We start from the raw sequence: 25,454 nt of genomic DNA, 5'->3' as shown, positions 1-25,454 counted from the left end.
GTGACAAGCAGCCCTAGAACGGGGCGCCGTCGAAGCGCTCGCGCGTGGCGATCTCGGAGACGGGCTTGCGTGTGAGTTTGGTGGGCTGGTGCACGGGCTTGCCCAGCGGCAGGACCGCCGCCACGGCGTAGTCGTCGGGAATGGCGAGCAGCTCTTTGACCTTCGGCTCCTCGGCGATCGCCATCGTCGTGAGCACGCCGCCGAAGCCTTCGTTGCGCGCCGAGAGCAGGATGTTCCACACGAACGGATACACCGACGCACCGGACACCACGCCGATGCGGTCGAGGTCCTGATCGAACGCGGCGACGACACCGAGATCGACGCACACCACGATCACCACCGCGGCGTCGAGCAGCGGTGTGGCGCGGGGGACGTCGACGGCCGCGAGATCCGCTTCGGTGACGGCCGTGGGATGCAACGGATTCCACGGGTTCTCACCGATGCGCTTCTGGGCGATGTAGCGGCGGGATCCGGTGACGGTGAGATCGGCGAGCGCCTCGCGGGTGTCGCGGTCGCGGATCACCACGACACGCGTGCCCTGCCGGTTGCCGCCGCTGGGGGCGAACCGGGCGTTGTCCAGGATGCGCCTCAGCACGTCGTCGGGGAGGGGATCGCCGGTGAACTGGCGAATCGCGGCGGTTGTGCGGACGACGTCGGTGAACTCCATGGATGCATCCTTTTGCCTTTTGTATTCCTATGCAATGGTGAACATATGGCGAAGACACATCTGAACTGTCCCTGCGGAGAAGCGATCGTCGGCACCGATGAGGACGATCTGGTCGAGAAGGCGCAGGCGCACCTCGCCGAGTCCCACCCCGGTCGCGAGTACGACCGCGAGATGATCCTGTTCATGGCGTACTGACTTACTGACGCACTCGATTCAGCCCATACAAAATTCCCGGTCGCCGGCATGTCGCCAGCGACCGGGAATTTCGTTTCCCCATTTTCTCGATGTGGTCAGGGCACCACCGTGGATCCGATGGTGGGCATGAACTGGCACTGCTTCTCGGTCGTCGTGACCTGGCCGAAGATCGTGGAAATGATGCTGCCCGAGCCGGTGTCGGCGATCGCGGTCAGTGTGGTCGGGCCCTCGGGGTTGAGGTCCGGGCGTGTCTTGAGCGTGGCGCTGCCCGACTTGCCGGTGGTGAGGTTCACCCAGGTGACGTTGAGCGGCAGTTTCTGCTCGGCGGCCGGGCCGGGGGTGCCGATCGCGGTGAACACGTAGGCCGTCTGGCCGGGTCCCGGGCCGGGCAGCGGAATCGTCGCGGGGCCGGCCACCGAGATGGCGGTCGCGAGGACGTTGCCGCCGTCGGCGAGGCACCCGTTGCTGATCGACGGGTACATGAACTCCTGCGTCACCGGCGCATCCGGGCCGAATCCCGGTGCCGCTGCCGCGGCCGGGGCAGGCGCGGGCGCCGGGGCCTCAGGTGCCGGTGCCGCAGCTTCAGGTGCCGGTGCGGGAGCGGCCTCAGGCGCGGGTGCCGGGGCCGCCTCAGGCGCTGGGGCGGGCGCCGGGGCGGCCAGTGGCTCGGCGGCAGGTGGCAGGGCCTCGGCGGGGCCGACGGCGTGCGCCGGGTCGATCCCGGCGGGCAGGTGCGCGTCGAGCCCGGCGCCGGCGGCCGGGATGTGTTCTGGCGTCGCCGTGAGGGGTTCGGCGACGAACTGGTTGACCGCCGTCGCCACATTGCGAGAGTCAGCAGGTTCCGTCTTGTTGGCGGCGAACGCCTGAGCCGCGGCCATCAGCAACTGCGCGGCACCGGCCGGATCGGCCGCCGCCTGCTGGATGACCGGGCTCAGCCCCTGCACCGCCGAGAGCCCCGGCGCCTGCGCCGCGTCGATCGGCAGCGGCCCCGGGTCGGCATGCGCGATGCCGGTGCCGAGGACCAGCGCGGCCGACGAACCGATCGCGGCGGCGGTGGCGAGGAACGTTTTCGGTGACATGACTCTCCCAGTGGGTTTCGACGGTCAGACCAGTTCGGGGATCACGGCAGACCGGCGGTCAGCAGCGGCGCCAGCGGCGCGACTGCCGAGGGGGCCGAAGCCGCGGGTGCGGTCACCGCGGGTGCGGCGGCCGTGGCCGCGCTGGCGGCGGTGTTGGTCGCGGCCGGGGCAAGGCCGGCCAGCGGCGAGCCGATGGGCGCCAGCGCCGCGAGGTCGCCGGGGATGTTGACCGACTGCGGCAGCGGGATCGGCATACCGGGCACCTGCGGGATGGTGACCTCGGCCGACGGCACGAGCGAGGCCACGCCGTTGGCGGCCGGGGTGACCGCGGGCGCGGTGGCGGTCGCGGCAGGCACCGTGGCGGGCGCTGTGGCCGGCGCCTGCGGCAGGGTCAGGGTCGCCTGCGCGGTCGGCTGCGGCGCGGGAGCCTGTGCCGGGGTTCCGGTGAGCGCGGAGGCGACGCCCTGCAGCAGCTGCGGCGCGGCGCCCGGCACGCCTGCGAGTTGGTTGACCACCGGCAGGTTCGGCATCGGCGCGGGCGGAACCGGGGCCGGCTCGGCGTTCGCCGCGCCGCTCAGGGCCACCGCGACCGGGAGAGCGCCCGCTGCCGCGATCATGCCGGTGGAAATGGCTTTCCAGGTGAATTTCATCGTTCTCCCAATCGATTGACTGCACGTCTGGGCTCGAACGTATCGAGTTACTGGTGTTACTCAAGTGACACGTGTGGCGGTTATTCAACCGTTACGGCAGTGAGGGTCAACGGTTACCGGGGCGCTAAAGTCGGGGCCGTAGACACGAAATCAGCACCCGAAGTCCCAGCATCCGCGCGGCTGCAGCGCCTGGCGCCGATGTTGCTGGTCGTCAGCATCCTGGCGCGGCTGGCCTGGACCTACCTCGTGCCCAACGGCGCCAACTTCGTCGACCTGCACGTCTACGTCGACGGCGCGGACGCCCTCGACGGACCCGGCGCGCTCTACGACTACGTCTATGCCGACCAGACACCGGACTTCCCGCTGCCGTTCACGTATCCGCCGTTCGCCGCGATCGTGTTCTACCCGCTGCACCTGCTGCCATTCGGCGTGGTGGCGTTCATCTGGCAGATCGGGATCATCGCCGCGCTCTACGGCGTCGTGCGTGTCAGCCAAGGGCTCATGGGGTTGCAGTCCCAACGGCGTGTCGCGATGCTGTGGACCGCCCTGGGCATCTGGACCGAACCGCTGCGCAGCACATTCGACTACGGCCAGGTCAATGTCGTGCTGGTGCTCGCGGTGCTCTGCGCGGTGTCCACGACGCGGTGGTGGCTTTCGGGTCTGCTCGTCGGGTTGGCGGCCGGCATCAAACTCACGCCCGCGGTCGCGGGCCTGTACTTCCTCGGGGCGCGCCGCTGGGCCGCGGTCGCGTGCTCGGCGGCGGTGTTCTTCGCGACGGTCGGCGTGTCGTGGCTCGTGGTGGGTGCGCAGGCCCGCCGGTACTTCACCGAACTGCTGGGCGACGCGGACCGGATCGGGCCCATCGGCACGTCGTTCAACCAGTCGTGGCGCGGCGGGATCTCACGGATCCTGGGTCACGACGCGGGATTCGGGCCACTGGTGCTGATCGGTATCGGCATCACCGCGGTCCTCGCGCTGCTGGCGTGGCGAGCGATCGGCGGCGCGCAGGATCGACTCGGCGGCATCCTCGTGGTGAGTCTGTTCGGGCTCGTGCTCTCGCCGATCTCGTGGACGCACCACTGGGTGTGGCTGATCCCGCTGATGATGTGGCTGCTGCACGGGCCGTTGTCGGCCCTGCGCGGCGCGCGGATCCTGGGCTGGGGCTGGCTCGCGCTGACCCTGCTGGGTGTCCCGTGGCTGCTCAGTTTCGCGCAGCCCACCATCTGGGAGATCGGCAGGCCGTGGTACCTGGCCTGGGCCGGGCTGGTCTACATCGTCGCGACATTGGCGACGCTCGGGTGGATCGCCTTCAGTCGGAAAGGATCCGGTTGATCTCCTCGGCCATCTGGACGTCCTTTTCCGTGATACCGCCCGCGGCGTGCGTGACCAACGCGAAAGTCACTGTCCGCCAACGGATGTCGATATCCGGATGATGGTCCTTCTCCTCGGCGAACTCGGCAACCCGTCGCACGGCGTCGATCCCGTCGAGGAACGTCGGAAACTTCACCGAGCGCCGCAGGGCCCCTGCGGCGCGTTCCCACCCCGGCAGATTCGGCAGTGCGGCATCAACCTGATCGTTCGATAACACAGCCATGACGTTGACCGTATACCGTCAGGCGCGATGACAAAGCAGATCGTGGTGGCCGGGGCGCTGATCTCGCGTGGGACACTGCTGGTCGCCCAGCGTGACCGCCCGGCCGAGCTGGCGGGGCTGTGGGAACTTCCTGGCGGAAAGGTGACGCCCGGGGAGAGCGACGCCGACGCGCTGGCACGCGAACTCCGCGAGGAACTCGGCGTCGACGTCGCGGTGGGGGAGCGCCTCGGTGCCGACGTCGCGCTCAACGACGCCATGACACTGCGCGCCTACCGGGTCACCCTGCGCTCGGGAAGCCCGCATCCCCATGACCACCGCGCGTTGCGATGGGTGGGTGCCGACGAAATCGACGGCATCGCATGGGTTCCCGCCGATCGGGCGTGGGTGCCCGATCTGGTCGCCGCCCTGTCAGGACGGTAGATCCCTCACTTGCTGAACCCCGCCGTCAGGCCGCTGACCAGCTGGCGGCGGCCCAGCACGTAGAGCACGACCACCGGGAAGGTGCTGAGCACCACCGACGCCATGACCGCGGGCACGTTGACGCTGTACTGGCCCTGGAACGACCACAGGGCCAGCGGCAGGGTCCGCTGATCGGGGCTCTGGGTGAGCACCAGTGGCAAAAGAAAGCCGTTCCACACCGTGAGGCCGTTGTACACCGCAACCGTGACCAGAGCGGGCCGCGCCATCGGAAAGGCGAGCTGCCACAACGTGGACCACTCACTCGCACCGTCGATGCTCATCGACTCGAACAGTTCCCCGGGCACGTCCCGGATGAAGTTCGCCAGCACCAGCACCGACAGCGGAATGGCAAATGCGATGGAGGGCAGGATGATCGCGAGCAGCGTGTCGTAGAGGTGGAGCCTGATGATGATCAGGTACACGGGGATCACCACGGCCTGCAACGGGATCGCCAGTCCGGACAGGAAGATCACGTTGGCCCAGCGAAGGAACCGTCCGTTGCCTCGAACGATCGCGTACGCCGCCATGAACGCCAGCAGGACCGTGGGCACCACGGTCCCGGCGGCGACGACGACGCTGTTGAGGAAGTAGCGCGGGAAACCGGACTGGGCGACGAAGACGTACTGCTCGAAGTTCGATTCCGGAGAGGGCAGCAACGGGTTGGTGGCGAAGTAGTTGGACTGGCTCTTCAGGCTGGTGATCACGATCCAGTAGATCGGGACCATGATGATCGCCAGCCACACACACGAGATGACCGCACCGACCCAATTGGGTCGCTCGCCTCGGCGCACCCGCAGAGGTTGTCGCTTGGGCCGTGCGGGCGGAGTCGCGATCCGGTGGGGTCCGGTGGTCAGGGTCGCAGCCATCTCAGGCACCGTCCAATCGGCTCTCGGACGGAGCACCCCCGCCCAGGCGGCGTAGCACCAGCGCGATGACCAGGCCGACGACCACCAGGATCACGGCGATCACGCTGGCCGGGCCCATGAGGTTGGCCTGGAACCCACGTCGGTACATGTCGAGTGCGAGCACACGGGTGGCGTCGCCGGGTCCGCCGCCGGTGAGCACGAAGATCAGGTCGAAGAAGGTCAGCGAGCCGATCACCATGAGCGTGGACGACGTGACCATCGTGTGGCGCATCTGGGGCAGCGTGATGGAGAAGAACTGGCGGCACCGGCCCGCACCGTCGAGTTGCGCGGCCTCGTACATCGACCGCGGGATCTGCTGGATGGCGCCCTGGTAGATCAGCGAGTGGAACGGCACGAACTGCCACGACACGATGAAGATCACCACGCCCAGCGCCAATCCGTCCTTACCGAGCCAGTCCTGGCTCAGCAGCGGAATGCCCAGCCCCACACCGAGCCCGAAATTCGGGTCCAGCAGCGCCTTGTAGGTGATCGCGATGGCGGCCGAGCTCAGCAGCAACGGGATGAAGTAGAACACCGCGAGCCATTCCCGGTACCGCTGGCGGCCGGCGAGAAACGCGCCGATGAGCAGGCTGGCCGGCGTCTGCACCGCCCACGACAACGCCATCAGCAGGAACGTCACCCAGATGGTGTGTGGCAGAGACGGGTCCGTGAGCACGGACTGCCAGCTGGACAATCCGGCAGGCTGGATGGGCCCGATGCCGTCCCACTGGGTGAAGCTCAGCAGCAGAACCCCGACGAGGGGGATCACGGCGAACGCGACGAAGAACACCAGGGCGGGTACGGCGAGGTACCCGACGCGGACGTCCCGTACGGAGCGCGGGTGGCCCTGTTGACGACGGAATCCGGTTGTTGCCGAAGTCATCTGCTGGTGGCCTGGTTCATGTTGTCGGCGAACTGCTGTGGGCTGATCGAGAGCTGGAACAGCTTGGCGATGTTGTCGAGCAGCGTTTCGGCGGCCGTCGGTGACAATGCCTGGTCCCACGACTGCCCGAACGTCTTGGCCTCGGTGGACACGCGGTAGATGAACTCCAGGAAATCGGCGTCGTCCGAGCCGGCCAGCTGGCCCTGCGTTCCCTGCACGATCGGCACACTGCCGATGTCGATCCACTCCTTGATCTCCTGGTCCGACAGGACCGCCGTGCTGAGGAACTTCTTGGCCACCTCCTTCTGCTCGTCGGTGGCCTTCGAGTAGATCGACAGGTACTGAGCGGGGTTGCCCACGGTGGTCGACGGGTCGCCGGTGCCCCCGTCGACGGGTGGGAAGTTCATGTAGCCCAATTTGCCGCTGGACACGAAATCACCGCCGTCGGTGGCCATTCCGCCGTAGGTCCAGCTGCCTTGCAGCATCATGGCGGCCTTACCCGTGTACAGCAGGGCCTGATCGGCGTTGGAATCTGGCGTGACAGAGGAGAATCCCCTGACGAAACCGTCGGCCTTGATCAACTCCTGCACCTTGGTCAGCGCATCGATCGCCGCGGGATGCGACCAGGCGTTGTGCTCGCCCTCGTAGGCCGCCTCGAACACCTCGGGTCCACCCAGCCGGTCGAACAGGAACTCCAGCCACATCATCTCGGGCCACCGGGACTGGCCCGCAAGCGAGATGGGCGCCACGCCTGCGGCGTTGAACTTCGGCACCAGATCCATGATGTCGCCCCAGCTCTGGGGCGGCGCCGCACCGACCTTGTCGAAAACTTCCTTGTTGTAGTAGAGGACGACGGGCTGAACCACCTCGGTGGGCATCGCGTAGATCCTGCCGTCGATGGTCGCGGGCCCGAAAGCCGTGGGGAACAACCGGTCTTTGACCGCCGGGTTCTCGTCGAACCACGATGTCAGGTCGTCGACCTGGCCCGCGTCGACGTAGCTGCGCAAAGTGCCGCCGCCCCAACCGAAGATGATCGTGGGGGCCTGCCCGGCGCCGACGGCGGTCTTGATCTTGGTCTTGTAGGCGTCGTTCTGGAATGCGGTGTACTGGATCTGCTGGTCGGGGTTGGCCTGGTTGAAGCGCTCCACCGCGGCGGTGCGGATGGACTCCTGCGGTTGGGAGCTGAGAAACCAGTACGACGCCGCTCCTGGCGCGCCGCCTCCGCCCCCGCCCGACCGACTGGGCCCTGAGCTTCCACACGCGGCGAGCGCACCGAGCAGCGGCACGCTGAGCGCGGCGGCCAGAAAGGCCCTGCGGGACGTGCTCGGCAAGAAATCAGCCTTGGACTCAACAACATTGGCGTCGACAGATTTGAGATCCACGCTCAGCTCCGTACGTACGGGCCGCGCCGTCGCGGCGTGTCGGTTTTCCGAGAGCGGGTCATCGAGACGTCTCGAAAATTTTCGAAATGATGACCGCAAAACTCAACATAATTTTCGGTTTTATCGGTGTCAATAGCGACTTTTGGCGGCTTATGCGTGCCGGTCAGCAGCGGGCAGATTTGGCAAACATGTTGTTGGAAGCCTGTTTTAGTGCTATTACATTTGTATCGGGATTCGCTGTTGGGCAGCCCGAACAAATCGAAACTTTTCGAGGTTCAATTTTTTTCACAGCCGGAAAGGACCGTCTCGTGACGTCACTACGACCGGCCGAGCAGAATTCTGCTGGCGCCGGGACCGTCCTGAAACCATGGCACGACACCACGCTCCCGGCAGCCGAACGGGTGGAATTGCTCCTGGCCGAACTGAGCCTCGAGGAGAAGGTCGCCCAGTTGGGCAGTCGCTGGGTGAGCAACGACCGGGGCACCCGCGAAGACGATCGCGATGCGCATGACTTTGCCGAGACCGCAGAGCAGGAGGCCTCACTCAACGTCGCGCCGATGGAGGACGCCTTCGCGTTGTCAGGCTCGGTCCCGCTGCATGAGGCCGCCCGCCACGGCCTGGGCCATCTCACCCGGGTCTACGGCAGCCGTCCCGTCACCCCCGCCGAAGGCGCCGCCGAACTGATGCGCCAGCAGCGCACCGTGCTCGAACAGTCGCGGTTGGACATCCCGGCACTGGTTCACGAGGAGTGCCTGACCGGTTTCACCGCGTACGGTGCCACGGTGTACCCCGCCGCCATCGCGTGGGGCGCCACCTTCGACCCGCCGCTGGTGCGGGAGATGGCTGCGGCGATCGGCCGCGACATGGCTGCTCTCGGTGTGCACCAAGGGCTTTCACCGGTCCTGGACGTGGTGCGCGACTACCGCTGGGGCCGCGTGGAAGAGACGATGGGTGAAGACCCCTACGTCGTGTCCACTCTCGGCGCGGCGTACATCGAAGGGTTGCAGAGTGCGGGAGTGATCGCCACCCTCAAGCATTTTGCCGGTTACTCGGCATCCCGCGCCGGACGCAACCACGCGCCGGTGCCGATGGGCAGGCGTGAGCTCGCCGACGTCATCTTCCCGCCGTTCGAGGTCGCGGTCACCGTCGCGGGCGCGGGCTCGGTGATGAGCGCATACAACGACATCGACGGAGTTCCGGCATCTGCCGACGCCTGGCTGCTCACCGACGTGCTGCGTGGGCAATGGGGTTTCCGCGGCACCGTGGTCTCCGACTACTGGTCCGTGCCGTTCTTGGCCATGATGCACCGCGTGGCGGCAGATGCCGACGAGTCCGGCGCCGCGGCGCTCGCGGCGGGCGTCGATGTCGAACTGCCCGACACGGTCGGTTTCGGCACCAACATCGTCGAGCGCGTCCGCAACGGCCAGCTACCGGTCGAGTTCGTCGACCGGGCCGTGCGGCGGCTGCTGCTGCAGAAGGTCCAGCTGGGCCTCCTGGATCCCGGCTGGACCCCGGAGGCATCGGTGGCCGGCGCCGCCGAGACCGACCTCGACGCGCCCGCCAACCGAGACATCGCGCGCCGCCTGGCCGAACGCTCCGTCATCCTGCTGGACGCCGGCAGTGCCCTCCCGCTCGACGGGCCGGGCACACAAGCGCCCGGCCGGATCGCCGTCGTCGGCCCGTGCGCGGCTGACGCGCGAACATTCATGGGCTGCTACGCATTTCCCAACCACGTGCTGCCCCGCTACCCGGGGCGCGGGCTCGGCGTGGCGGTGCCCACCGTCGTGGATGCGCTTGCAGACGAACTCTCCGGCGCGCAGATCCGCTACGAGCAGGGCTGCGGAGTGCAGGACCCCGACCGGTCCGGTTTCACCGCCGCGGTCGACGCCGCGAAATCCGCGGATCTGTGCATCGCCGTGGTCGGTGACCTCGCGGGAATGTTCGGAAACGGTTCGTCGGGGGAGGGCAGCGACGCCGAGGACCTACGGCTGCCCGGTGTCCAGGCCGATCTGCTCGAAGAACTGCTCGCGACGGGTGTTCCCGTCGTCGTGGTGGTGGTGTCCGGCCGGCCGTACGCACTCGGCGCCGTGGCAGGCCGGGCGGCCGGCCTTATCCAGGCGTTCATGCCGGGTGAAGAAGGCGGGGCCGCGATCGCGGGCGTGCTGTCGGGACGCGTGCAGCCGGGTGGCAAGCTCCCCGTGCAGATTCCGCGTACCCCGGGCGGGCAGCCCGGCACCTATCTGCAGCCGCCGCTGGGAACGCTGGGCGCCGATGTCAGCAGCGTCGACCCCACGCCGCTGTACCCGTTCGGGTACGGACGCAGCTACACCACCTTCGAGGTCGACGATCTGCGTATCAGCTCCGAACGGGTGCCCACCGATGGCGACTGGACCGTGTCCGTGCGGGTCCGCAACACCGGCCCCCGCGACGGTGACGAGGTGGTGCAGCTGTATCTCGAAGACCCGGTGGCCTCGGTGGCACGCCCGACCCGCCAGCTCATGGGCTATGCGCGCGTGACCGTGCCTGCCGCGTCCGCGGTGACCGTGACGTTCGGCCTGCACGCCGACCGCACGGCGTTCACCGGGCGCGACCTCACCCGGATCGTCGAGGCGGGTCAAGTGGATCTTCTGGTCGGAACGTCGGCCGCCGACATCGCCTGTCGCGGCACCGTCCGGCTGACCGGGCCCACCCGCACGGTCGGATCGGACCGCACCATGCTCACCCCGGTCACCGTGGTACCCGAGGACCCGCGATGACCGAGAGCGTCGGCCAGGCCTCGGGTTCACGCGCGACGCTGGCCACTGTCGCCGCCTCGGCCGGCGTCTCGATAGCCACGGTGTCCAAGGTGCTCAACGGCCGTGCCGACGTGGCGCCGGCCACCCGCTCGCGGGTCAAGGCCCTGCTGGCGCAACATCATTACGTCGCGCGGCGCACCGAACTCGGCGACCTGGCCGCGGCGTCCGCGGACCGGCCGGGACCGCCGACAGTCGAACTGCTGTTCCGCGAGGACTTCAACGCCTACGGCATCGAGGTGGTTCAGGGTCTGCTCGACGCAGGCTGCGCGGCCGGGGTCGCCGTGGTCGTGAGCCGTCGTCCCGATGACGAGGGGGACAGCGACGGCACGGCACAGTGGGTGTCCGACCTGGCGGCCGCGGGCAGGCGCGCGGTGATCTCGGTGGCCGACGAACTGCCCGAGGCGGATATCGCCGCGCTGCACCGGTTCGGACTTCCCCTGGTGGTCATCGATCCGCTCAACCAACCGACGACGCGGATCACCAGCGTGGGCTCCACCAACTTCTCCGGTGGACTGGCCGCCACCCAGCACCTGCTGTCGCTCGGGCACCGACGGATCGCGTACGTCGGCGGCCCGGTGACCGCTGCGTGCAACCAGGCCCGCCTGCACGGCTACCGGGCGGCGATGGAGGAGGCGGGCGCCGCCGTCGTCGACGGTTATGTCCGCACCGGAGACTTCCTCTACGACAACGGACTTCGGGAAGGATCCGCGCTGCTCGACCTCCCTGAACCGCCGACGGCGGTCTTCGCGGCCAGCGACGAGACCGCGCTCGGGGTGATCGAGGCCGCCCGCTCCCGGGGCCTGCGGGTGCCCGAGGACCTCAGCGTCGTCGGCTTCGACGACACCCAGTTGGCCAGGTTGTCGGCACCACCGCTGACCACGGTCCGTCAGCCGCTGCGGGAGATGGGGGCGGTCGCCATGCGCACCGCGCTGCGCCTCGCCGACGGCGACGAACTCGACTCACACCACGTCGAGTTGGCCACCCAGTTGATCGCGCGGAGTTCGACCGCCCGTCTGTAGCCCTCCGACAGGAGCAGTTCATGAGCCAACCCGACCGTACGCTCGGCTTCCCTGACGGATTTGTCTGGGGAACCGCGACGGCCAGCTATCAGATCGAGGGTGCGGTCACCGCGGGTGGGCGTGCTCCGTCGATCTGGGATACGTTCTCGCACAAGCCCGGAGCCGTCCACAACGGTGACAACGGCGACGTCGCGGACGACCACTACCACCGCTACCGCGAGGACGTCGGCCTGCTGGCCGACCTCGGCGTGACGCACTACCGGTTCTCGCTGGCCTGGCCGCGCCTGCAGCCCGACGGAAAGGGACCGATCAACACCGAAGGCCTGGACTTCTACCAGCGGCTGGTAGACGAGTTGCTCGCGCACGACATCCAACCATGGGTGACGCTGTACCACTGGGACCTGCCGCAGACCCTCGAGGACGCGGGTGGGTGGCCCGCGCGGGACACCGCGCAGCGCTTCGCCGACTACGCGGCCATGACGCACGGCAAACTGCACGACAGGATCCGGCACTGGACCACGCTCAACGAGCCATGGTGCTCGGCGTTCCTGGGTTACGCGGCCGGCGCGCACGCACCGGGGCGCACCGAGCCCGCAGCCGCGCTGGTCGCCGCCCACCACCTGATGTTCGGCCACGGCCTCGCGGTCGCGGCCATGCGCGCGCAAGACGGCGACTCGCAGTTGGGCATCACCGTGAACCTGACCCCGGTCTCTCCCGCCACCGAAGAGCCTGCCGACGTCGACGCCGCCCGCCGCGTCGACGCGGTCTCCAATCGACTCTTCCTCGATGCGCTGCTGCGGGGCCGCTACCCCGCTGACCTGAGTGCCGACGTCGCGATGATCAGCGATTTCGGATTCGTGCAGCCCGGGGACGAGGCGGTGATCGCCGCGCCGCTGGACTTCCTCGGTGTCAACTACTACTTCCGCGAAACCGTGCGGGCCGGCACCGGAGCGCCGTCGGACAATCCGCACGCGCGGGCCTGGGTCGGCAGCACCGACGTGGAACCGGTGCGCACCGGCCTGCCGACGACGGCGATGGGCTGGGAGATCGACCCGACCGGACTCTACGACGTGCTCAGCTGGGTACACCGCGAATACGGACCCGTGCCGATCTACGTGACCGAGAACGGGGCGGCCTTCGACGACGACGCGGAAGCGGACGGGTCGATACGCGATGACGATCGAATAACGTTCCTGGACAGTCACTTCCGGGCGACACTGCGGGCGATCGACGATGGTGCCGACATCCGCGGTTATTTCGTGTGGAGCCTGCTGGACAACTTCGAGTGGGCGTACGGCTACGCCAAGCGGTTCGGCCTGATCCACGTCGATTACGCCACGCAGGTCCGCACGCCCAAGGCCAGCGCACGGTGGTTCGCCGAGGTGACCCGGCGAAACGGCGTACCCCACGTTTTCCGTCAAAATGACGCGCCAGCCGATATCCGGTGATTTCCTGGACTGGTGAGCACGGCAACCACGCCGTACACGCGCCAGGGGGTGAACCTGGCGCTGGCGACGTGGGTGTCGGCCATCAACTTCTGGGCGTGGAACATGATCGGCCCACTGTCCACGACCTACGCTGGCGACATGCGCCTGAGCAGCACCGAAGCGTCGATGCTGGTGGCCACCCCGATCTTGGTCGGATCGTTGGGACGCATCGTGATCGGCTCGCTCACCGACCGGTTCGGCGGACGCACCATGTTCATCGCCGTGACGGTCGCGTCGATCCTTCCGGTGCTGGCCGTGGGTGCCGCGGGCAGCGCGGGGTCCTATCCGCTGCTGTTGGTGTGCGGGTTCTTCCTTGGGGTGGCGGGCACCATCTTCGCCGTCGGCATCCCGTTCTCCAACAATTGGTATGACGCCTCGCGGCGCGGGTTCGCCACGGGCGTGTTCGGCATGGGCATGGTGGGCACCGCGCTGTCGGCGTTCTTCACACCCCGGTTCGTGAACTGGTTCGGACTGTTCACCACTCATCTCATCGTCGCGATCGCGCTCGCCCTGACCGCTGTGCTGTGCGTGGTGATGATGCGGGACGCCCCGTCCTTCCGGCCCAACACCGATCCGGTCGTGCCGAAGCTCAAGGCTGCCGCGAAACTCCCGGTGACCTGGGAGATGTCGTTCCTCTACGCCGTGGTCTTCGGTGGCTTCGTGGCGTTCAGCAACTACCTGCCCACCTACATCAAGACCATCTACGACTTCTCGGCCGTCGAGGCCGGTTCACGCACAGCGGGTTTCGCGGTGGCCGCGGTGCTGGCCCGGCCGGTCGGCGGCGCGCTGTCGGACCGAATCCCGCCCAAGTACGTCGTACTCGCGTCGTTCGCGGGAACCGCGCTGCTGGCTTTCGTCGCGGTGTTCCAGCCGCCGCCGGATGTGTGGTCGGCCACCACGTTCATCACGCTGGCGATCTTCCTCGGCGTCGGCACCGGCGGCGTGTTCGCGTGGGTCGCGCGCCGTGCGCCGGCTCAGTCGGTCGGATCGGTCACCGGGATCGTCGCGGCCGCAGGAGGTTTGGGCGGCTACTTCCCGCCGCTGGTGATGGGCGCGACCTACGACGCCGCCGACAACGATTACACCGTGGGCCTGCTGCTGTTGGTGGCGACCGCGCTGGTCGCGTTCGCCTACACCGCGCTGCGGCTGCACGCGCACGAACCGGGCAGAGGGGGAGTCCGAAGTGACCAGATCGACCGCTGACCGCCAACCACGTGTCGGCGGACGTGTGGAAGAACTGCTGCAACGTAGCGGGAGATTCTTCACGCCTGGCACGTTCTCGCCCGACCTCCGCACCGTCTCTCGCCAAGGTGGGCGTGAGGGAGACGTGTTCTACCGCGACCGGTGGAGCCACGACAAGGTGGTGCGCTCGACGCACGGCGTCAACTGCACCGGGTCGTGCTCGTGGAAGATCTACGTCAAGGACGGGATCATCACGTGGGAGACCCAGGAGACCGACTACCCGTCCGTGGGTCCCGACCGTCCGGAGTACGAACCGCGGGGCTGCCCGCGCGGCGCCGCGTTCTCCTGGTACACGTACTCGCCGACGCGCGTGCGCTATCCGTACGCGCGCGGCGTGCTCGTCGAGATGTACCGCGAGGCACGCGCCAGGCTCGGTGACCCCGTGCTGGCATGGGCCGACATCCAGGCCGACCCGGAACGCAGACGCCGGTACCAAAGTGCCCGCGGCAAGGGCGGTCTGGTGCGGGTGAGCTGGGCAGAAGCCACCGAGATGATCGCGGCTGCGCACGTGCACACCATCAAGACCTATGGACCCGACCGGATCGCCGGGTTCTCGCCGATCCCGGCCATGTCGATGGTCAGCCACGCCGCGGGCTCGCGGTTCGTCGAGTTGATCGGCGGCGTGATGGCCTCGTTCTACGACTGGTACGCCGATCTGCCGGTGGCCTCGCCGCAGGTCTTCGGCGATCAGACCGATGTCCCGGAGTCGGGCGACTGGTGGGACGCGGCGTACCTGATGATGTGGGGCTCCAACGTTCCGGTCACCCGCACCCCGGATGCGCACTGGATGGCCGAGGTGCGCTACCGCGGCACGAAAGTCGTTTCGGTGAGCCCGGATTACGCCGACAACACCAAGTTCGCCGACGAGTGGATGCCGTGCGCCGCGGGCACCGACGGTGCGCTGGCCATGGCGATGGGGCACGTGATCCTCTCGGAGTGCTTTGTGCAGAACGAGGTTCCGTACTTCACCGATTTTGCGCGCCGTTTCACCGACCTGCCGTTCCTGGTCAAACTCGAGGAACGCGACGGTGCGCTGGTGCCCGGCAAGAACCTCACCGCGGCGGATCTGACCCCGGATGTGGCGGCGCAGGAGAACGCAGCCTTCAAGCCGGCCCTGCTCGACAGCGCGAGCGACAGCATCGCGATCCCGCAGGGCTCCCTGGGATTCCGGTTCGGCGAGAGCGGCCTGGGCAACTGGAATCTGGACCTGGAGAACCTGGTACCCGCTCTCACGGTGGCGGCAGACACCTGTGAGACCGCCGAGGTGACGCTGCCGCGGTTCGACACGCTCGACGGGCACGGCGAGACCATGGTGCGCGGCGTCCCGGTCCGGCGCGTCGGTGAGCACCGCGTGTGCACGGTCTTCGATCTGATGCTTGCCCAGTACGGCGTGGCACGGCCGGGTCTGCCAGGGGACTGGCCGACCGGTTTCGACGACGCGACGCGCCCCTACACCCCGGCGTGGCAGGAACCGATCACCGGAGTGGCTGCCGCCCAGGCGATCCGGGTGGCACGCGAGTTCGCCCGCAACGCCGAGGAAACCCGCGGACGCTCGATGATCATCATGGGCGCGGGCATCTGCCAGTGGTTCCACGGCGACGCCACCTACCGCGCGGTGCTGACGCTGTTGCTGCTCACCGGGTCGATGGGCCGTAACGGCGGAGGCTGGGCGCACTACGTCGGCCAGGAGAAATGCCGGCCGGTCACCGGGTGGGCGACCATGGCGATGGCCACCGACTGGTCACGGCCGCCGCGCCAGATGGCCGGAACCTCCTACTGGTACGCCCACACCGACCAGTGGCGCTACGACGGCTACCAGGCGGACGCGCTGTCGAGTCCGGTGGGGCGCGGCCGGTTCCGCGGCAGGCACACCATGGACGTGCTGGCGTCGGCGGCGGCCATGGGATGGAGTCCGTTCTTCCCGCAGTTCGACCGTTCCAGCCTCGACGTGGCCGACGAGGCCCGCGCGGCCGGCCAGGAGATCCCCGCCTACGTCGCGGCGAAACTGGCCGACGGTTCCCTCACGCTCGCGGTGACCGACCCGGACAATCCGGCCAACTGGCCGCGCGTGCTCGACGTGTGGCGCGCCAACCTGCTGGGCTCGTCGAGCAAGGGAAACGAGTACTTCCTGCGTCACCTGCTCGGCACGACCTCGAACCTGCAGGCCGCGCCCAACGGCGTGCGGCCGTCGTCGGTGACCTGCACAGACGACATCCCTGAGGGCAAGCTGGATCTGCTGATGTCGATCGATTTCCGGATGACCTCGACGACACTGCTCTCCGATGTCGTGCTGCCCGCGGCGACCTGGTACGAGAAGGCCGACCTGTCGAGCACCGACATGCACCCCTACGTCCACGCGTTCAGTCCCGCGGTGGACCCGCCGTGGGAGACCCGTTCGGACTTCGAGGCGTTCGGCGCCATCGCACGCGCCTTCAGCACGCTGGCGGCCAGGCACCTGGGGGTGCGCACCGACGTCGTGCTCGGCACCCTGCAGCACGACACACCCGGTGCGATGGCGTATCCCTCGGGCACCGAACATGATTGGCGGGCCGCCGGTGAGACACCCGTACCGGGCAGGACCATGGGCCCGCTCGCGGTCGTCGAGCGTGACTACGGTGCGATCGCGCAGAAGTGGGCCGCGCTGGGACCCCTGGTCGAGGGCCTCGGGGTGACCACGAAGGGTGTCACGACCCATCCGACGCGCGAGGTCGCAGAACTCGGCGCCAAGTGCGGGGTGATGGATTCCGGTGCCGCGCAGGGCCGCCCGGCCGTCACCACCGGCGAACGCATGGCCGACGTGATCCTCGCGTTGTCGGGCACCTCCAACGGCCGCCTGGCCGTCGAGGGCTTCGCCGAACTCGAACGGCGTACCGGCCGCAAGCTGGTGCACCTCGCGCTGGGCAGTGAGGAGCGCCGCATCACCTACGCCGACGCCCAGGCCAGGCCCGTCCCGGTGATCACCAGCCCCGAGTGGTCGGGTAGCGAGACCGGCGGCCGCCGTTACGCACCGTTCACCGTGAACATCGAGGAGCTCAAGCCTTTTCACACGCTGACCGGTCGGATGCACTTCTACGTCGACCACGACTGGCTCGAGGAACTCGGCGAGCAACTGCCCGTGTACCGGCCCCCGCTGGACATGGCCCGGCTGTTCGGGGAGTCGCGTCTCGGTGCCGACGGCGCGGGCGGGGTGGGGCTCACGGTCCGCTATCTGACGCCGCACTCGAAGTGGTCGATCCACTCGGAGTACCAGGACAACCTGTTCATGCTGAGCCTGTCACGGGGCGGGCCCACGATGTGGATGAGCCCGGGTGACGCCGACAAGATCGCGGTGCGCGACAACGACTGGGTCGAGGCCGTCAACCGCAACGGGGTCCTGGTATGTCGCGCCATCGTCAGCCACCGGATGCCCGACGGCGTCGTCTACGTCTACCACGCGCAGGAACGCACCATCGACGTGCCGCTGACCGAGACCACCGGCACCCGCGGCGGGATCCACAACTCGTTGACCCGGCTGTTGATCAAACCCAGCCATCTCGCAGGCGGGTACGCCCAGCACGCGTACGCGTTCAACTATCTCGGGCCCACGGGCAATCAGCGCGACGAGGTGACGGTGGTGCGCCGCCGCAGCCAGGAGGTGACGTACCGATGAAGGTCATGGCGCAGATGGCGATGGTGATGAACCTCGACAAATGCATCGGCTGCCACACGTGCTCGGTGACGTGCAAGCAGGCCTGGACCAACCGCGCGGGCACCGAGTACGTGTGGTTCAACAACGTCGAAACCCGCCCGGGCCAGGGCTATCCGCGCACCTACGAGGATCAGGAGAAGTGGCGCGGGGGCTGGCGGTTGGACGCGCGCGGCCGGCTGCGGCTGCGCGACGGCGGCCGGCTGGCGAAGCTGGCGCGGATTTTCGCCAACCCCAAACTGCCCTCGATCGACGACTACTACGAGCCGTGGACCTACGACTACGAGAACCTCACGTCGGCCCCGCTGGGTGAGCACATGCCCGTGGCCCCGCCGCGCAGCCTCATCGACGGCAAGCCCATGAAGGTCTCATGGTCGGCGGCGTGGGACGACGACCTCGGCGGCTCCCAGGAGATCGCGCCGGGAGATCCGGTGCTGCAGAAGGTCAGCGAACACATCAAGCTCGAGTTCGAGCAGACGTTCATGTTCTACCTGCCGCGCATATGCGAGCACTGCCTCAACCCGTCGTGTGTGGCGTCGTGTCCGTCGGGCGCGATGTACAAGCGTTCCGAGGACGGCATCGTCCTGGTCGATCAGGACCGCTGCCGCGGCTGGCGCATGTGCGTCTCCGGATGTCCCTACAAGAAGGTCTATTTCAACCACAAGACCGGCAAGGCCGAGAAGTGCACGCTGTGCTATCCGCGCATCGAGGTGGGGATGCCGACGGTGTGCTCGGAGACCTGCGTGGGCCGGTTGCGCTATCTGGGGCTGGTGCTCTACGACGTCGACCGCGTGCTGGAGGCGGCGTCGGTGCCCGACGAGACCGACCTGTACGAGGCGCACCGGCAGATCCTGCTCGACCCCACCGATCCGGCGGTCATCGCGGGCGCACGGGCCGAAGGCATCTCCGACGAGTGGATCGAGGCCGCCCAACACTCGCCGGTGTACAAGCTGATCCACACGTACGGTGTTGCGCTGCCGCTGCATCCGGAGTTCCGGACCGTCCCGATGGTGTGGTACATCCCGCCGCTGTCCCCGGTCGTCGACGCGGTCAGCCGCGACGGGCACGACGGGGAGGACCTCGGCAACCTGTTCGGCGCGTTGCACGCCCTGCGGATCCCGCTGGAGTACCTGGCCGGGTTGTTCACCGCGGGTGACACGCGTGTGGTCGAAGGGGTGTTGCAGCGTCTCGCGGCGATGCGGTCGTACATGCGCGACATCAACCTCGGCCGCGAGACCCAACCGCACATCCCCGCGTCCGTCGGCATGACCGAACAGCAGATCTACGACATGTACCGACTGCTGGCGCTCGCGAAATACGAAGAGCGGTACGTGATCCCGACGGCATACGGCACCGACGGGCACGATGTCGAGGAGCCCACGTGTGCGTTGTCGTTCGACGGTGGCCCGGGCATGTACGAGTCGGGTCCGTTCGGTGAGGCCAGCGGTGGTCCCGTACCCGTCGCGGTCGAGACGTTCCACGCACTGCAGCACCGGCAGACCTCCGACGGCATGGCCGCCAACGCCGAGCACCCGTCACGGGTGAACCTGCTGAACTGGGACGGCAGAGGAGTGCCCGCCGGGATGTTCCCCGAGGACTCGCAGTGAGGCCGCGCAGGGACCGGTCGCTGCACGACCGCGTGGTCTGGCAGTCGGCGTCACTGCTGCTGGCCTACCCCGACGATGGCCACGCGGCACGGCTGCGCACGGCCGCCGACCTGATCGGGCAGATCACCGGTGCGCCCGCGGCACTCCTCGGTGAAACCCTAGCGGCGCTGCGCGGTGCCGGTCCGATGGCGTTGGCCACGCAGTACGTCGACACGTTCGATCTGCGCAAGCAGACCACCATGCTGCTGACGTACTGGACCGGTGGTGACACCCGCAACCGGGGTGTGCAGATGGTGGCCTTCACCCAGGCGTACCGGGCCGCGGGCGTCGCACCGCCGAAACATGAAGCACCCGATCATCTTCCGGTGGTCCTGGAGTTCGCCGCGACTGTCGACCCGGTCGCGGGCCGCCGGTTGCTCGCCGACCACCGTGTGCCGATCGACGTGCTGCGCCGGGCGTTGGTCGATGCCTGCTCGCCGTACGCCCCGGCGATCGCGGCCGTCTGCGCAACCTTGCCCGGCGTCGCCGAAACACAGTCACGCACTCTGCTCGGAACCGGCCCGCCCCGGGAATCGGTGGGGCTGGAGCCGTTCCAACTGACCGTGCCGCCGCGCCGGGCACAGGGAGGTGTGTGATGTCGGGCTGGGTGATCTTCTGGGACGTGGTGCCGTACGTGACGCTGGCCGTGGTGGTCGTCGGGTTGTGGTGGCGCTACCGCTACGACAAGTTCGGCTGGACCACGCGCTCCTCACAGCTCTACGAATCCCGGCTGCTGCGCATCGGCAGCCCGATGTTCCACTTCGGCATCCTCGTCGTCGTCGTCGGGCACGTCATCGGTCTGGTGATCCCGGAATCCTGGACCGACGCCATCGGGCTCAGCGAGCACGCCTACCACGTGCAGGCCGTCATCCTCGGGGCGATCGCCGGCATCGCCACGCTCAGCGGCATCGCGCTGCTGATCTACCGCAGGCGCACCACCGGCCCGGTGTTCCTCGCCACGACCGTCAACGACAAGGTCATGTATCTGGTGCTGGTGCTGGCGATCCTGGCCGGGCTGTCCTGCACCCTGCTGGGCGCCACCCCGCTGGGCGACGAGCACGACTACCGGCACACGGTGTCGCCGTGGTTCCGGTCGATCTGGATCCTGCAGCCACGCGGCGATCTCATGGTGCAGGCGCCGCTGTACTTCCACATCCACGTGATGATCGCGCTGGTCCTGTTCTGCCTGTGGCCGTTCACCCGACTGGTGCATGTATTCAGCGCACCCATCGGCTACCTGTTCCGGCCCTACATCGTCTACCGGAGCCGCGACGTCGCCGGGCGCGGCGAGTTGGTTGGCTCGCAACCGCACCGCCGCGGCTGGTGACAAGAAGGGACTTTTGGCACTGCCGCCCGGCCGTGCTGTGCGCGAGAGTGAAAGACACAGAACACTCACAGGAGGTCGGTCATGCCGAAAGGTCAGGAGCTGGACGTGCTCAGCCGTAGGCAGTGCCTGGATCTGCTCCAGCGGGTGCGGGTGGGCCGCCTCGTGTTCACCGAAGACGCGCTTCCTGCGGTGCAGCCGGTCAACTTCCGCCTGTCACACGACGATGTGATCATCCGCGTCGCGGGTGGCGGCAAGCTATCGGCGGCGGCCAAGAACCAGGTGGTCGCGTTCGAGGCCGACGAGCTGGACCCGGACCTGCGCACCGGTTGGAGCGTGACGGTCGTCGGCCATGCCGAGCCCATCACCGACATCGACCAGCTGGTCGAGGTGGCCGGCACCTTCGTGCAGCCGTGGGTCGACGGCAAGCGTGACCATTTCGTGCGGATCCGCACCGAGCGGATCACCGGCCGTCAGATCCGTGAGCGGGGTGTGCCGCACTACCAGGGCGCAGAGGCGCAGACCTCGACGCCCTGAAGCAGTCAGTAACGCAGGCGGTCGTTGACCACCCGCACAGAACCCGGGTGCTGGATCGCGTACATCGGATGCATGAGCATCGGGTGACGGCAGTGGGCGCAGGAGGACTGCGGCGCGTTCTTCGACGCGAAGGTCAGGTGATGGCATTCACTGCACCGGACCATGTAGCAGGCGCCGATCCAATTGGCCAACCCGACATAGATGGCGACCGTGGTGGCGGTGGCCAGCACCATGATCAAAGCGAGGGTGAGTGCTTCGTAAACCGACATGACGGTACCTCCAGGTGTGCCGAATTCGAGGCCATTTAGCGGTCTCACCTGTGTTGACTGATACCTAGAACGGTACTCGCGAACCTTAGGATTTCCTGGAGCGTTTGTAGACCTTCTCCAAGTCTTTCCCGCGCAATCCGTTGAGCTCGGCCTTGCGGACTTTGTGCAGTACAACCGGGCAACGCTTGCACCGCGGCTTGCTCCGGCAACACTTTTTCTTGGGTTTCAGGGCCGCGATCTTGCTGGGCTTCAACGTGACGGGGCTCTCTCGTTTTCGTGATCGGCTCGACTACCTGCGAGAATCACCGAGTGAGTTCGCACCCAGATTTTCGCAACGTCGCCATTGTGGCCCACGTTGACCACGGCAAGACCACTCTGGTCGACGCAATGCTGCGGCAGTCCGGCGCGTTGACCCACCGAGGTGACGACTCCACCGAGCGCATCATGGACTCCGGTGACCTGGAGCGGGAAAAGGGCATCACGATCCTGGCCAAGAACACCGCGGTGCACCGGCACAACGCCGACGGCACCGTGACGGTCATCAACGTGATCGACACCCCCGGCCACGCCGACTTCGGCGGTGAGGTGGAACGCGGTCTGTCCATGGTCGACGGCGTGCTGCTGCTCGTCGACGCCTCCGAGGGCCCGCTGCCGCAGACGCGCTTCGTGCTGCGCAAGGCGCTCGCCGCGCACCTGCCGGTGATCCTCGTGGTCAACAAGACCGACCGCCCCGACGCCCGCATCGCCGAGGTCGTGTCGGACAGCCACGACCTGCTGCTCGATGTCGCCTCGGATCTCGACGAGGACGCCCAGGCCGCGGCCGAGAAGGCGCTCGACCTGCCGACGCTGTACGCGTCGGGCCGCGCCGGTGTGGCCAGCACGGTCCAGCCCGCCGACGGCGAGGTGCCCGAGGGCGACAACCTCGATCCGCTGTTCGACGTCCTGATGAAGCACATCCCGCCGCCATCGGGTGATCCCGAGGCGCCGCTGCAGGCGCTCGTCACCAACCTCGACGCGTCGGCGTTCCTGGGACGCCTCGCACTGGTCCGTATTTACAACGGCAAGCTCAAGAAGGGGCAGCAGGTCGCGTGGATGCGTGAGGTCGACGGCGCCCCCGTCGTCACGAGCGCCAAGATCACCGAACTGCTCGTCACCGAGGGCGTGGAGCGCACGGCCACGGCCGAGGCCGTGGCGGGCGACATCGTCGCCGTCGCGGGCATCCCCGAGATCATGATCGGTGACACGCTGGCCGATCCGGACCATGCGCACGCGCTGCCGCGCATCACGGTCGACGAACCCGCGATCTCGGTGACCATCGGCACCAACACCTCGCCCCTGGCCGGCAAGGTCTCCGGCCACAAGCTCACCGCTCGAATGGTCAAGAACCGCTTGGATTCCGAGCTCATCGGCAACGTGTCCATCCGCGTCGTCGACATCGGCAAGCCCGACGCCTGGGAGGTGCAGGGCCGTGGTGAACTCGCGCTGGCCGTGCTCGTCGAGCAGATGCGACGTGAAGGCTTCGAGCTCACCGTCGGCAAGCCTCAGGTGGTCACCAAGAACATCGACGGCAAGCTGCACGAGCCGTTCGAGGCGATGACCATCGACTGCCCCGAGGAGTTCGTCGGCGCCATCACCCAGCTCATGGCCGCCCGCAAGGGCCGCATGGAGGAGATGACCAACCACGCCGCCGGGTGGGTCCGGATGGACTTCATCGTGCCCAGCCGCGGTCTGATCGGCTTCCGCACCGACTTCCTGACGCTGACGCGCGGCACCGGTATCGCCAACGCCGTGTTCGACGGCTACCGGCCGTGGGCCGGCGAGATCCGCGCGCGCCACACCGGTTCACTGGTGAGCGACCGTGCGGGCACCATCACGCCGTTCGCGATGATCCAACTGGCCGACCGTGGGCAGTTCTTCGTCGAGCCGGGCCAGGAGACCTACGAGGGAATGGTCGTCGGGATCAACCCGCGCGCAGAGGATCTCGACATCAACGTGACGCGCGAGAAGAAGCTCACCAACATGCGGTCCTCGACGGCCGACGTGATGGAGACCCTCGCCCGTCCGCTGGAACTCGACCTCGAGAAGGCCATGGAGTTCTGCGCAGAGGACGAGTGCGTCGAGGTCACCCCCGAGGTGGTCCGGGTGCGCAAGGTGGAGCTGACCGCGAGCCTGCGGGCGCGTGCCAAGGCCCGCGCGAAGGCACGGGGCTAGCCTTCCCTTCACCCGTCCTACAGCCGAGAATGGCCGGCCATGCACCGCTCTCCCCCTCTGAGCGGGCATGACCGGCCCTTGGCCCCCCTAGTCCTCTGAGCCCTCCGCTGCCTTCTCGGAGGTGGCGGCCGTCTTCTCCTTGGCCGCCGCCTTCTTGGCGGGCAAGCCGCTGGTGACCTTCTTGACCGCGGCGTTGATGTCGGCATTGACCTTGGCCACCGACGCCCTGACCTGATTGCGCAGCGCACCGACCGCGGCCCGGCCCGGCCGGGTCTTCGTGGCGCCCTCAGGTGCCGACGCGCCCGGCAGGAACTTGCCCAGGTTCACGCTGCCGGCCACATTCGCCTTCTTCGGGGATGCCGCTGAGGGCGCGGCAGGCACATTGCCTGCGTTGGGATTCACGTTGAGAACGTTGGCCACAGCGGTGCGCACGGCGTTGGTGGCACCCCACAGCGCGTTGTCGCGGAACTTGACCACCGCGCCGTCGAGATCAGAGGACACGTTGTGGTTGCCGTCGGTGCCGCCGCCGAGCGAGCGGGGGAGCACCTTGGCCACGCTGTCGATCGCGGGGTCGGCGACCCACAGGGGCGCGTCGATGTATTGCCGCACAGCGACATACAGCGCGGTGTTGTCACCGGTGGTGGCCGAGGTCGCTAGCCCCTGCGCCACCGGGATCAGGCCGAAGGGTGCGAGCGCCGCGCCCTCGACGAGGCGCACCGCGGTGCCGCCCGCGCCCACCGACAGCGTGACCGCACCTTCGAAGAGGCTCGCGGGCGGTCCCGCGTCAACGTGCAGCGCGTTGTTGATCTGCGTGCGTGCGTTGTCGGTCGCGACCCACAGCACGTTGTCGCGGAAGTCGATGATCGCGCCGTCCTCCGACGAGTTGACGTAGCGGTCGCCGTCGGTGCCGCCACCGAGCCAGCGGGGCAGGGCCTCGGCAAAGCCGTCGATGGTGGGGTCGGCGACCCACAGCGGGGCGTCGTTGTACTCCCTGAGCACGCTGTACAGGGCCTCGCTGTCCTGCGCGCCCAGCGCCTCGACCAGCGGGATCAGCCCGAGCGGCGCGGTCAGTGCCCCCTGCACCAGCCGCACCCCCGACGTGCCGAACCCTTCGACGATGAAAGCCGCGGCCTCGATCGGGTTCGCCGCGGCCGAGAGAGCGAGATCCGCCGCCCGCATGGCGCGCTGCGCTTCCGGCGCCTGGGACACGACCGGGCCGAGAGCAATCGCCCCCGCGGCCAACACCGCTGTCCCTGCGGTGACGGATTTCTTCACTCTGACATACATATTCGCCCCTCGATTGGTAGTGCTTGGCAAAGGAAATTTAGCGCCGACAGCGAATCTTCGCCCTCGAAAACCGAGGGCATGCCCCCAGATCTTTTCTGACGCAAACATCGGACCCGGCAGCGAGTTTGCTGGTCGTGA

22 protein-coding genes are annotated in these 25,454 nt (G+C 67.9%); 13 read left to right on the top strand and 9 right to left on the bottom strand.

What is annotated here, in order from left to right; genetic code table 11:
* Positions 1-13 precede the first annotated feature (13 nt).
* Entirely contained in the window at positions 14-667 is a 654-nt protein-coding gene (locus AT701_RS25205) for a nitroreductase family protein (RefSeq protein WP_058126832.1), read from the bottom strand.
* Positions 668-712: 45 nt separating this feature from the next.
* Between AT701_RS25205 and AT701_RS25200 the strand changes: the two genes are divergently transcribed.
* Positions 713-862 (top strand): DUF1059 domain-containing protein, encoded by a 150-nt coding sequence (locus AT701_RS25200; protein WP_003896554.1) that lies wholly within the window; start codon positions 713-715, stop codon positions 860-862.
* Positions 863-957: 95 nt separating this feature from the next.
* On the opposite strand, the gene AT701_RS25195 is transcribed toward AT701_RS25200, so the two are convergent.
* Together AT701_RS25195 and AT701_RS25190 are read right to left on the bottom strand one after the other, a co-directional pair.
* Positions 958-1,941, bottom strand: coding sequence for an Rv1157c family protein (locus AT701_RS25195; RefSeq protein WP_058126831.1), 984 nt, complete (start codon positions 1,939-1,941; stop codon positions 958-960).
* 41 nt (positions 1,942-1,982) lie between these two features.
* The gene (locus AT701_RS25190; RefSeq protein ID WP_058126830.1) at positions 1,983-2,591 is read right to left on the bottom strand and encodes a hypothetical protein; all 609 of its coding nucleotides are present in this window, start codon (positions 2,589-2,591) and stop codon (positions 1,983-1,985) included.
* A 198-nt stretch (positions 2,592-2,789) separates the two neighbouring features.
* Between AT701_RS25190 and AT701_RS25185 the strand changes: the two genes are divergently transcribed.
* Positions 2,790-3,923: a mannosyltransferase gene (locus AT701_RS25185; RefSeq protein ID WP_058126829.1), complete on the top strand. Its 1,134-nt coding sequence runs from the start codon at positions 2,790-2,792 to the stop codon at positions 3,921-3,923.
* On the opposite strand, the gene AT701_RS25180 is transcribed toward AT701_RS25185, so the two are convergent.
* Positions 3,901-4,185, bottom strand: coding sequence for a 4a-hydroxytetrahydrobiopterin dehydratase (locus tag AT701_RS25180; RefSeq protein WP_011730347.1), 285 nt, complete (start codon positions 4,183-4,185; stop codon positions 3,901-3,903). The genes AT701_RS25185 and AT701_RS25180 overlap by 23 nt on opposite strands.
* Before the next feature lie 27 nt (positions 4,186-4,212).
* Between AT701_RS25180 and AT701_RS25175 the strand changes: the two genes are divergently transcribed.
* Positions 4,213-4,605, top strand: coding sequence for a (deoxy)nucleoside triphosphate pyrophosphohydrolase (locus AT701_RS25175; protein WP_058126828.1), 393 nt, complete (start codon positions 4,213-4,215; stop codon positions 4,603-4,605).
* A gap of 5 nt (positions 4,606-4,610) precedes the next feature.
* Here AT701_RS25175 and AT701_RS25170 read toward each other — a convergent pair whose 3' ends face one another.
* The 3 genes from AT701_RS25170 to AT701_RS25160 are packed head-to-tail and all read right to left on the bottom strand — an operon-like array spanning position 4,611 to position 7,814.
* Positions 4,611-5,510, bottom strand: coding sequence for a carbohydrate ABC transporter permease (locus AT701_RS25170; RefSeq protein WP_058126827.1), 900 nt, complete (start codon positions 5,508-5,510; stop codon positions 4,611-4,613).
* 1 nt (position 5,511) lies between these two features.
* Complete coding sequence (locus AT701_RS25165; protein ID WP_058126826.1) at positions 5,512-6,432, bottom strand: carbohydrate ABC transporter permease; 921 nt, start codon at positions 6,430-6,432, stop codon at positions 5,512-5,514.
* The gene (locus tag AT701_RS25160; RefSeq protein WP_080628170.1) at positions 6,429-7,814 is read right to left on the bottom strand and encodes an extracellular solute-binding protein; all 1,386 of its coding nucleotides are present in this window, start codon (positions 7,812-7,814) and stop codon (positions 6,429-6,431) included. The genes AT701_RS25165 and AT701_RS25160 overlap by 4 nt, the downstream gene beginning before the upstream one ends.
* Before the next feature lie 308 nt (positions 7,815-8,122).
* On the opposite strand from AT701_RS25160, the gene AT701_RS25155 reads away from it, so the two are divergent.
* The 9 genes from AT701_RS25155 to AT701_RS25115 all read left to right on the top strand — a co-directional run bounded on the left by AT701_RS25155 (position 8,123) and on the right by AT701_RS25115 (position 21,549).
* Positions 8,123-10,570: a glycoside hydrolase family 3 N-terminal domain-containing protein gene (locus AT701_RS25155; RefSeq protein WP_058126825.1), complete on the top strand. Its 2,448-nt coding sequence runs from the start codon at positions 8,123-8,125 to the stop codon at positions 10,568-10,570.
* On the top strand, positions 10,567-11,628 hold the full coding sequence (locus AT701_RS25150; RefSeq protein WP_003896541.1) for a LacI family DNA-binding transcriptional regulator: 1,062 nt from the start codon (positions 10,567-10,569) through the stop codon (positions 11,626-11,628). The genes AT701_RS25155 and AT701_RS25150 overlap by 4 nt, the downstream gene beginning before the upstream one ends.
* A gap of 20 nt (positions 11,629-11,648) precedes the next feature.
* The gene (locus AT701_RS25145) at positions 11,649-13,076 is read left to right on the top strand and encodes a GH1 family beta-glucosidase (protein ID WP_058126824.1); all 1,428 of its coding nucleotides are present in this window, start codon (positions 11,649-11,651) and stop codon (positions 13,074-13,076) included.
* Positions 13,077-13,088: 12 nt separating this feature from the next.
* Positions 13,089-14,318 carry a nitrate/nitrite transporter gene (locus AT701_RS25140; protein ID WP_058126823.1) on the top strand — a complete coding sequence of 410 codons (1,230 nt, stop codon included), beginning with the start codon at positions 13,089-13,091 and terminating at the stop codon, positions 14,316-14,318.
* Positions 14,299-18,006, top strand: a complete 3,708-nt coding sequence (locus AT701_RS25135) for a nitrate reductase subunit alpha (protein WP_058126822.1) — start codon at positions 14,299-14,301, stop codon at positions 18,004-18,006. Before AT701_RS25140 ends, AT701_RS25135 begins: the two co-directional genes overlap by 20 nt.
* Positions 18,003-19,649, top strand: a complete 1,647-nt coding sequence (narH, locus tag AT701_RS25130) for a nitrate reductase subunit beta (RefSeq protein ID WP_058126821.1) — start codon at positions 18,003-18,005, stop codon at positions 19,647-19,649. The genes AT701_RS25135 and narH overlap by 4 nt, the downstream gene beginning before the upstream one ends.
* A complete protein-coding gene (gene narJ / locus AT701_RS25125) occupies positions 19,646-20,284 on the top strand; it encodes a nitrate reductase molybdenum cofactor assembly chaperone (protein WP_011730340.1) in 639 nt (212 codons plus the stop codon). Before narH ends, narJ begins: the two co-directional genes overlap by 4 nt.
* Positions 20,284-21,015, top strand: coding sequence for a respiratory nitrate reductase subunit gamma (gene narI, locus AT701_RS25120; RefSeq protein ID WP_011730339.1), 732 nt, complete (start codon positions 20,284-20,286; stop codon positions 21,013-21,015). The genes narJ and narI overlap by 1 nt, the downstream gene beginning before the upstream one ends.
* A gap of 81 nt (positions 21,016-21,096) precedes the next feature.
* Entirely contained in the window at positions 21,097-21,549 is a 453-nt protein-coding gene (locus AT701_RS25115; RefSeq protein ID WP_011730338.1) for a pyridoxamine 5'-phosphate oxidase family protein, read from the top strand.
* A gap of 5 nt (positions 21,550-21,554) precedes the next feature.
* Here AT701_RS25115 and AT701_RS25110 read toward each other — a convergent pair whose 3' ends face one another.
* Positions 21,555-21,818, bottom strand: a complete 264-nt coding sequence (locus tag AT701_RS25110) for a hypothetical protein (RefSeq protein WP_003896533.1) — start codon at positions 21,816-21,818, stop codon at positions 21,555-21,557.
* Positions 21,819-22,127: 309 nt separating this feature from the next.
* On the opposite strand from AT701_RS25110, the gene typA reads away from it, so the two are divergent.
* Positions 22,128-24,029: a translational GTPase TypA gene (gene typA, locus AT701_RS25095; protein WP_011730337.1), complete on the top strand. Its 1,902-nt coding sequence runs from the start codon at positions 22,128-22,130 to the stop codon at positions 24,027-24,029.
* 87 nt (positions 24,030-24,116) lie between these two features.
* Here the strand turns inward: typA and AT701_RS25090 are convergent, their stop codons facing one another.
* Positions 24,117-25,304, bottom strand: a complete 1,188-nt coding sequence (locus AT701_RS25090) for a hypothetical protein (protein WP_058126820.1) — start codon at positions 25,302-25,304, stop codon at positions 24,117-24,119.
* Positions 25,305-25,454 lie beyond the last annotated feature (150 nt).

It is taken from the genome of Mycolicibacterium smegmatis (assembly GCF_001457595.1).
GTDB lineage: Bacteria > Actinomycetota > Actinomycetes > Mycobacteriales > Mycobacteriaceae > Mycobacterium > Mycobacterium smegmatis.
Note: the sequence above shows the minus strand (reverse complement) of the source record. Positions and strands in the feature narration are given on the sequence as shown.